The 6,230-nt window shown below is 56.7% G+C and carries 6 protein-coding genes; 2 read left to right on the forward strand and 4 right to left on the reverse strand.

What is annotated here, in order from left to right:
* Positions 1-231 precede the first annotated feature (231 nt).
* Positions 232-1,488, forward strand: coding sequence for a phosphoglycerate kinase (pgk, locus tag HMPREF1556_RS01875; protein WP_021666501.1), 1,257 nt, complete (start codon positions 232-234; stop codon positions 1,486-1,488).
* 103 nt (positions 1,489-1,591) lie between these two features.
* On the opposite strand, the gene HMPREF1556_RS01880 is transcribed toward pgk, so the two are convergent.
* From HMPREF1556_RS01880 to HMPREF1556_RS01895, 4 genes are read right to left on the reverse strand one after another with little or no spacing between them, the layout of a single operon-like run.
* Positions 1,592-2,464 (reverse strand): DNA-processing protein DprA, encoded by an 873-nt coding sequence (locus HMPREF1556_RS01880; protein WP_021666502.1) that lies wholly within the window; start codon positions 2,462-2,464, stop codon positions 1,592-1,594.
* Positions 2,465-2,479: 15 nt separating this feature from the next.
* Positions 2,480-3,055 (reverse strand): 16S rRNA (guanine(966)-N(2))-methyltransferase RsmD, encoded by a 576-nt coding sequence (rsmD, locus tag HMPREF1556_RS01885; RefSeq protein WP_021666503.1) that lies wholly within the window; start codon positions 3,053-3,055, stop codon positions 2,480-2,482.
* Positions 3,056-3,060: 5 nt separating this feature from the next.
* Entirely contained in the window at positions 3,061-3,933 is an 873-nt protein-coding gene (locus HMPREF1556_RS01890) for a DUF3822 family protein (RefSeq protein WP_021666504.1), read from the reverse strand.
* Positions 3,933-4,571, reverse strand: a complete 639-nt coding sequence (locus HMPREF1556_RS01895; protein WP_021666505.1) for a hypothetical protein — start codon at positions 4,569-4,571, stop codon at positions 3,933-3,935. Before HMPREF1556_RS01895 ends, HMPREF1556_RS01890 begins: the two co-directional genes overlap by 1 nt.
* A gap of 118 nt (positions 4,572-4,689) precedes the next feature.
* Between HMPREF1556_RS01895 and HMPREF1556_RS01900 the strand changes: the two genes are divergently transcribed.
* The gene (locus HMPREF1556_RS01900; protein ID WP_021666506.1) at positions 4,690-6,129 is read left to right on the forward strand and encodes an ATP-dependent RecD-like DNA helicase; all 1,440 of its coding nucleotides are present in this window, start codon (positions 4,690-4,692) and stop codon (positions 6,127-6,129) included.
* Positions 6,130-6,230: the final 101 nt, after the last annotated feature.

Raw genomic sequence — 6,230 nt, forward strand, 5'->3', positions numbered from 1 at the left:
TTTCGACGACCTACCGTAGGTCTCTTTTGGGGCTCTCTGATAGGGGCGAAATCTCCTGCTGTAGACAGCTATTCTGAGAGCTTGGTTGCCCTTCGTCTCTCCCCACCCAGCAGGACTGGGGCTTCACTTGGTTAGCTCCTTAGACAGAATACTGATAAGTGCTCATTATTACGTACATTTGTATGCAATTCAATGGGAATGTATTAAACATTAAACAGCTAAGATTACTCTATGACGATTGATCAGTTCAACTTCGCTGGTAAGAAGGCTTTCGTCCGTGTGGACTTCAATGTCCCCCTCGACGCAGACTTCAATATCACCGATGACACGCGTATTCGCGCCGCTCTGCCTACCCTGAAGAAGATCCTTGCCGATGGGGGCTCGGTCATCATCGGTTCGCACCTAGGTCGTCCTAAGAAGGTCGAAGACAAGTTCTCCCTTCGCCATATCCTCGCACATGTCTCCCAGCTCCTGGGTGTAGAGGTGAAGTTCGCTCCCGACTGCGTCGGTGACGAAGCTCGTGAGCTCGCTCAGAACCTCAAGCCAGGTGAAGCTCTCCTACTGGAGAACCTCCGCTTCTACGCCGAAGAGGAAGGTAAGCCACGTGGTCTAGCTGAGGATGCCTCCGAGGAAGAGAAGGCTGCCGCTAAGAAGGCCGTGAAGGAGAGCCAGAAGGAATTCACGAAGAAGCTCGCTGCCCTAGCTGATGTCTATGTCAACGATGCCTTCGGTACGGCTCACCGTGCACATGCCTCTACGGCGCTCATCGCTGCTTACTTCGACGCTGACCACAAGCTCTTCGGCTACCTCATGGGTAAGGAAGTCGACGCTGTCAACAAGGTCATGCAGGACATTCGCCGTCCCTTCACCGCTATCATGGGGGGCTCTAAGGTCTCCTCGAAGATCGACATCATCGAGAACCTTCTCGGTAAGGTAGACAACCTCATCCTCACCGGTGCTATGACCTACACCTTCGCTAAGGCAGCTGGTGGCAACATCGGTAACTCCCTCTGCGAAGATGATAAGCTCGACCTAGCTCGTGAGATCGTGGCTAAGGCTAAGGCCAATGGTGTCAACCTCGTGCTCTCTACCGACTCGAAGATCGCCGATGCATTCAGCAACGATGCTAAGACCGACTTCGCTCAGAACGACAACATCCCCTCAGGCTGGATCGGTATGGACATAGGTCCCGACAGCATCCGTGCTTATCGTGAGGTGATCCTCGGCTCTAAGACGATCCTCTGGAATGGTCCTACGGGTGTCTTCGAGATGGACAACTTCGCCGATGGCTCTCGTGCTGTGGCAGAGGCGATCGCTGAAGCTACGGCTAACGGCGCCTTCTCACTCGTGGGTGGTGGTGACAGCGTAGCTTGTGTCAACAAGTTCGGCTACGCAGACAAGGTCTCCTATGTCTCTACGGGTGGCGGTGCGCTCCTCGAAGCGATCGAAGGGAAGAAGCTCCCTGGTATCGCAGCTATCGAAGCCTAAGCTCCGACCTCGTACCTAGTACACAAGGGAAGCTCCCTCTGACTTGGCAAATAGATGCTAAGTCGGAGGGAGCTTCTCTTATCTGGAGGGTACTCCTAAGGAGTTACTCGCTATCGGAGGTGGGAGGAGTGTAGGCTAGGGCTCGCCCCGAGCGAAGTAGTAGCTCGTTGCCCTCAGCTGAGGTGGGGTAGCTAGGGTAGGAAAGGGCGAAGATCGGGCGGTGGCATCGTTCGGCGAAACGGATGGTGTGCATGGTACCGCTACTTCGACCACATTCGATGATGAGGAGCTCATCCCCTAGGGCAGCTTGTATTCGATCACGGGCGATCAAGTGATGCTTACTGACGGGAGTGCCTAGTGGGTATTCGGAGAGGAGCAGGCCCCCATGGTGCACGATCTCAGTCTGGAGCGAAGCATGCGTCTCGGGATGCACCCTGTCGAGCCCTGTAGCAAGGACAGCGATCGTCTTACCACCTACTTCTAGGGCTCCTCGGTGAGCTGCCTCGTCACAGCCGAGGGCAAGACCACTGATGATCGTCTCTCCTCTCATCGCCCGTGCTCGGGCGATCTCGTAGGCAGCCCTCCTTCCCTCAGGGCTGGGACTACGTGTCCCCACGATGGTGACGCTACGATCTGCATCTAGGAGCTCAAGGTCACCTAGGGCATAGAGGAGAACGGGACGAGAGCGCTGGAGCGCCTCGAGCGACTTAGGGTAGGAAGGGGAGAAGAAGGGAAGGATGCTGATCCCCTCATGACGACAAAGAGCGAGCTCTTCCTCTGCCTGAGGAAGGGCTCGCTCTAATTCTTCTTGGTAGCAGTCAAGGCCCGTCGGAAGTCCGAGGGGTAGCTCCAGTGGGAGCTCTTCTCTGGAAGCAAAGAGCTCCAAGAGCTTGCGGGGAGCGACGCCTATGGATCGTAGGGAGAGGAGCTCTAGGAGCTTCCGCTCCTCTTCGGGATCAAGGATGACGGAGTCCATCTTCCTTCCGGGTGGTTACTCTCCTTCGCTCTCCTCGTCGGGATCGCTGAGCACGAAGATCGAGAAGTTCACCGATCCGTAGATGCGGTGCTCGCTGAAGTACGGGAGCTGAGAGAAGTCATAGGTAGCGGGATGCTCTACGACGAGGATGCCTCCCTCCTTCAGTAATCCTGAGGAGAGGATGAGCTCAGGGAGCTCTGCGATCTCCTTGAGCTTGTAGGGAGGATCGGCGAAGATGAAGTCGAAGAGGTGCTTCCCACCCTTGGAGGAGGTGAGGTAGCGAAAGACATCGGCCTGTAGGACTTGTAGTGCCTGCTCCTCCTTCAGTTCACGAGCTACAGAGCGGATGAAGAGTGCATGCTCCCGACGCTGCTCTAGGGCGAGCACTCGCTGACAGCCACGGGAGAGGAGCTCCACGGCGATACTTCCCGTCCCGCTGAAAAGGTCGAGTGCCGAGCAGTCCTCTAGATCGATGTAGTGCTGGAGTACGTTGAAGAGGTTCTCCTTAGCAAAGTCCGTCGTCGGGCGAGCATTGAAGCTCTTGGGGACGTCGAAGCGACGACGCTTGTACTTACCACCTATGATGCGCATGGATTCTAGTGAGCTGTGGGGGAGGGAGCTTTGGGTGCTTGGGGGAGGCTCCGATAGCTGAGCTGGGTGATCTGGGCGATGTAGGGCGAGAGGAGCTCTCCCGTCTCATGGGCTGCTACCTCGAGGAGACTAGTCGAAGCCACCATCCCTTCCTCGGGATAGCCGATGGTGATCCGATCGGCGCTTCCCTCGAGGGTAAAGTGTCGCCAGAAGCTGAAGGCGTAGAAGACCGCTTCGCCTGCGAGGACCTTCGCCTCGTGGCTGGATACTAGGGCGAAGCTATTGTAGCCTAGGAGCTCCCCTTCGGAGAGAAGGAAGAGGTCGATCGCCCCCTCACGTAGGAGTAGGAGGAGCTCACGACCCTGCTCCGATCTTCCCCTATCTCTACGCTCCTCTAGGATGGGAGCAAAGTAGGGGAGGGGCTCGATGATCAGGAGCGTACGGCGGAGGAACTGGAGTGCCTCCCTCGACCACGAGAGGACGAAGGTCTTCGTCTCATCGGGGAGGGTGTAGCGTAGATAGCTCTTCTCGGGAGCTCCCGATCCACTCGCCTGCGCTTCCTCTGAGTGGGGAGAGATCCAGAGCTCATCCTGCCCGTCTAGGAGGAGCTCTGAAGGGGCAAGCGTAGCCTCCTCGGGCTCGTAGTAGAGGGTGACACGGCGGAAGGGGTAGCTGAGGAACTCATGCTCATAGTAGAGCTCTTGTAGACGAGTGTAGACCGACGGACTTCCGGCTGAGGCCTCTAGTAGACCTTGGCGGAGGATCTGGGGCGAAGGTCCCTCGCTATAGATACAAAAAGCAAGTCCACCCGAAACGGTTCGGATGGACAAGCTGTAGGATGCAGCCGTGGCTGCCGTGAGTGGGGTAGATGGAGCCATTACTCCCAGTTACCGTTCGTCTTAGCTTCGGTGAGCGAACCGACACGAAGACCAGGGTAAGCGTTGGTCTTAGCACGAGCAGCTTCGACCTTCTCACGGACACGACGTGGGTTGTTCAGAGGGTTGAGGTAGCTCTCGTAAGAGGCAGAAGCCTGGAAGACAGGCATCTGGATCTTCGCCTCACCGACTTCCTGCTCGATGGAGCTAGCTACTACGTGGATAGAGGAGTCGGGGTTGTTGGGGATGACGAAGAGCTTAGCCAGGTCAGTCCCATCGTTGAGGAGGGTATCCTTAGCAGCGACCCAGATGGTGTCACGACGGATCAGACCACGACGAGCAGCATCTTCTTCGCTCAGACCCTGATCTCTCATGGCACTGGTGTAGTCGCCTTCGGCACGGACGTAGAAGACACGTCCGTTCTGGACGAAGTCGATGAGCTCTTCCTTGTTGGCGTACTTGTCATACACGCTCTTGTAGGCTTCTTCGAGGCTTGCGATCTTCTTGAGCTGCTTCTGGAGCTCAACCTCGATCTTAGCTTGCTTCTTGTCGAAGTTTACGGGTGCTAGCACGCTTTGGATGGTGATGTAGGCTAGAGCCACTACGACCAAGGCTACTAGTACGAGGATAACTTTTTTCATCGTTGATCTATGTAGTATTTTGCAGTTAGACGTGTCCTGTGGTGAAGCTCCCAGGGTGCATCTCTATACACGCTAAAATCAGTAACTTCACACGGACAAAGATAGAAATTATTATTACATGCCGTATACCGCCCTCATCAGCAACCTCCGTGCGCTCCCTCAGGAGACCCTCACGAGCGACCAGCGGGAAGCCCTCCTTAGCCTCCTTGATTACCTCGAAGCGCCATCGCCCTACGCCCTCTATCTCCTTACAGGATATGCAGGTACGGGGAAGACCTATCTCCTTCGCTCCATCACAGAGGCAGCCACTCGGGCAGGCCTTCACGTCGAGCTGATGGCCTCTACGGGGCGGGCTGCTAAGGTGCTCACGGGAGCTACGGGGCGCCAAGCTTCGACCATCCACCGTACTATATATAGAGCTTCGACCCAGCTACAGGAGGAGGGGGGGAGCTTCCAACTCGGGCGAGTCTCCGCAGGGCGACCTACCCTCTTCATCGTGGACGAAGCTTCGATGATCTCGGGCGATACAGGTGAGGTGACGCCCTTCGGGTCGGGCAATCTCCTTGATGATCTCCTTGCTTATGTGTGGTCAGCCGATGAGAGTAAGTTGATCCTCGTAGGGGATACCGCTCAGCTCCCTCCTGTAGGGACTCCGCTGAGTGATGCCTTGAATGCCGAGGTGCTCACCTCTCGCTATGGGCTCGAGGTCTATGGGACGGAGCTCCGTGAGGTCGTGCGTCAGAAGAAGGGGGGCATCCTACACAATGCCACCCAGCTCCGTGAACTCCTCGAGGACTCCGCCGACCTGGATCCTGAGGAACTCCTACCGATTCACCTGGAGACCGAGGGGTGGCGGGGGATCTTCGCTGTCGAGCCTGGCGAGTTTATCAACACCATAGATGAGGCCTACCGACGCTATGGGATGGAGGAGTGTCTGGTCATCTGCCCCTCCAACAAGAAGGCGCTGGAGTGCAACCACGCTATCCGCTCTGCCGTCCTCTACTACGAAGAGGAGGCGGTAGTGCGTGGAGAGCGACTCATCGTGGCTCGCAACAATTATCACTATACCAAGCGCCGAGACCACTCCGACTTCATCGCCAATGGGGAGACGATCGAGGTACAGCAACTCGGGCGACACTACCATGAATACGGGCTTCACTTCGCAGATGCTACGATCTACCTACCCGATCGGGATGAAGAGCTGGAGGTGCGCCTCCTACTCTCCTGCCTCGAGGAGCCTACACCACAGCGCACGCAGGAGCAGCGTCAGCAGCTCTTCGAGCAGATAGCAGCCGACTATGCAGACATCCCTTCGCTCACCGACCGCCGTAGGGCGATCCGCCGAGATCCCTTTTGGGGAGCCCTTGAGGTCAAGTACGGCTATGCCGTCACAGCGCACAAGGCGCAAGGGGGGCAGTGGGCCTGTGTCTTCGTGGACCTTAGCCTAGTAGGGTACCTACCAGAGGATAGGAATATGGTGCGCTGGATCTATACCGCCCTTACCCGAGCTACGAAGCGTGTCTATCTGATGGCCTTCCCCCCTGAGCTCGTGGACTGATCCGCTATACCTAGACCTTTCGTAAGTTCATCGTCTCCGATAGGGTGCTCCCGTGGCATAAAAATAGACCCCATTCATAGGTGACAGAGGCGACCCATGCA

This window comes from Porphyromonas sp. oral taxon 278 str. W7784 (assembly GCF_000467855.2).
Taxonomy (GTDB): Bacteria; Bacteroidota; Bacteroidia; order Bacteroidales; family Porphyromonadaceae; genus Porphyromonas.

What these genes read in the sequence shown, in the direction of transcription:
- HMPREF1556_RS01895 (WP_021666505.1), bottom strand. Translation starts at nt 4,571, where the DNA reads ATGAAAAAAGTTATCCTCGTACTAGTAGCCTTGGTCGTAGTGGCTCTA.
- HMPREF1556_RS01880 (WP_021666502.1), bottom strand. Translation starts at nt 2,464, where the DNA reads ATGGACTCCGTCATCCTTGATCCCGAAGAGGAGCGGAAGCTCCTAGAG.
- HMPREF1556_RS01890 (WP_021666504.1), bottom strand. Translation starts at nt 3,933, where the DNA reads ATGGCTCCATCTACCCCACTCACGGCAGCCACGGCTGCATCCTACAGC.
- rsmD (WP_021666503.1), bottom strand. Translation starts at nt 3,055, where the DNA reads ATGCGCATCATAGGTGGTAAGTACAAGCGTCGTCGCTTCGACGTCCCC.
- HMPREF1556_RS01900 (WP_021666506.1), top strand. Translation starts at nt 4,690, where the DNA reads ATGCCGTATACCGCCCTCATCAGCAACCTCCGTGCGCTCCCTCAGGAG.
- pgk (WP_021666501.1), top strand. Translation starts at nt 232, where the DNA reads ATGACGATTGATCAGTTCAACTTCGCTGGTAAGAAGGCTTTCGTCCGT.